Below are 1,837 nucleotides of genomic sequence, written 5' to 3' on the forward strand. Positions count from 1 at the left end.
GGTGCGGGTGCGGGTGGGCGCATGGTGCGGGTACGGGTGCGGGCCGGGGGATCCGGGGTGATGCTGGCGGGAGAGGTGCCCGAAATGCACTGTTCGCGAGAGGCGTGGGCGGTGCGCGTGGCGTGCGGCGCAAGGAGAGAGCCATGACCCAGCCCACCGAACCCCAGGGCGGTCCCACGGGACCCGGCCCCGGTCCCGCCGGACCCGGCCCCGCCGACACCCACCCGGGGTGGGCCTCCGCCTCCGCCGGGCCGTCCGCCGGGCCGTCCGGCGCGCCCGTCGGCGGCAAGGGCTCCGGTACCGGGGCCGCCTGGGCCGCGGGCGGCACGATGTTCGCCGGGGTCCTGATGGGTGTCGCCGGCATCGTCGGCGCGCTCCAGGGCATCGCGGCCATCGCCGATGACGACGTCTACACCCGGATCGGCGACTACGTCTTCTCCTTCGACCTCACCACGTGGGGCTGGATCCACCTGCTGCTCGGCATCGTCATCGCGGTCGCCGGGTTCGGCATCATCAAGGGGCAGGACTGGGCGCGCGGTGCGGGCATCGGCCTCGCGGCGCTGTACATCGTCGAGTACTTCCTCTTCCTGCCGTACGCGCCCGTCTGGTCCGTGATCGCCATCGCGATGGGTGTGTTCGTGATCTGGGCGCTGGCCACGGATTCGTCCTCGTCCGCGTGAAGGCGGGTTGGTGAGCGGAGGGTCCGCAACGGTCCCCGGGTCGCTCGCGTCCTCATACTGAAGAGGACAACGCGGCCGAAAGGGGCGGGAGTTGGACGCGGAAGCGGTGCCACGCGCCGAGCCACTGCCCGACCGGCCGCCCCTTCGGCGGCTGGTCGCGGCCTGGGGTGCGGGGCTCGTCCTGGCCGGCCTGACGGTGATCGTCGGCTGCCGTGCGCTCGACGTCGACGCGACGACTCCCGTACCGCAGCTGCTCGCCTTCCTGCCGTGGCTCCTCGTGCCCGGCGCGCTGGCCCTCGGCGCCGCGGCGCTGGCGCGCTGGCGGGGCGGGGCGGTGTGGGCGGCGGCAGTGCTCGTGGTCACGGCCTGGTTCCTGCAGCCGTACGATCCGGCCGGTTCGTCGGCGCCTTCGGCGCGTGCGGGCGGGGGCCGTGAGGCGGCGCGGATCACCGTGCTCACCTCCAACGTGCTGTTCGGCAAGGCGACTTCGGAACTGATCGAGGCGGTACGGCGGGAGCGGCCGGATCTCGTCTTCGTGCAGGAATGCGATGCGGGCTGCCTGGGGGCGCTGCGGGCGGGGCTCGCCTATCCGTACGAGTCCGCCGTGCCCTCGCCTGGCTCGCACGGGTCGGCGATTCTCAGCCGGCATCCGCTGGTGCGTGAGGCGGGGATCTCCTCGCGTCTGGAGATGCCGGGGGCGCTGGCGACGATCGCCGGGCGCAAGGTGCGGTTGCAGCTCGCGCATCCGGTGCCGCCCGTGCCGGGCGGTGTGGGGGTGTGGCGGCGGGAGCTGGGGGCGATGCGGGACTTTGTCGTGCGGCACCGTTCGTCGGCGCCGCTCGTGGTGGCCGGGGACTTCAACGCGTCCCAGGACCACGCCGCGTTCCGTGCGCTCCTGGACGCGGGGCTGCGGGATGCGGCGGCGGTCACGGGGCGGGCGCGTACGCCGTCCTGGCCGACGTCGGTGTCGGCGCCCCTCGGCACCCAGATCGACCACGTCCTGGCGTCGCCCGCCTTCGTCCCGCGCTCGGCGCGGTTCCTGGAGCTTTCGGGGACGGATCATCGGGCGCTGGTGGTGGAGCTTTCGTTGGTTGTGGGGTGAGGGTGGCTGTGGCTGTGGCTGTGGGTGCGGGTGCGGGTGCGCGTGTGGCTGCGGG

Annotated in this window: 2 protein-coding genes; both read left to right on the forward strand. The window is 73.9% G+C overall.

The features are described from left to right. Positions 1 to 143: 143 nt before the first annotated feature. On the forward strand, positions 144 to 680 hold the full coding sequence (locus G6045_RS40435) for a DUF7144 family membrane protein (protein WP_328708099.1): 537 nt from the start codon (positions 144 to 146) through the stop codon (positions 678 to 680). A gap of 91 nt (positions 681 to 771) precedes the next feature. Then, positions 772 to 1,782, forward strand: a complete 1,011-nt coding sequence (locus G6045_RS40440; protein ID WP_165337238.1) for an endonuclease/exonuclease/phosphatase family protein — start codon at positions 772 to 774, stop codon at positions 1,780 to 1,782. Positions 1,783 to 1,837: the final 55 nt, after the last annotated feature.

Origin of the sequence: Streptomyces mesophilus, from assembly GCF_011044995.1 — a bacterium.
Taxonomy (GTDB): Bacteria; Actinomycetota; Actinomycetes; order Streptomycetales; family Streptomycetaceae; genus Streptomyces; species Streptomyces mesophilus.

Coding starts and splice junctions, on each gene's coding strand:
- G6045_RS40435 (WP_328708099.1), top strand. CDS start 144: ATGACCCAGCCCACCGAACCCCAGGGCGGTCCCACGGGACCCGGCCCC.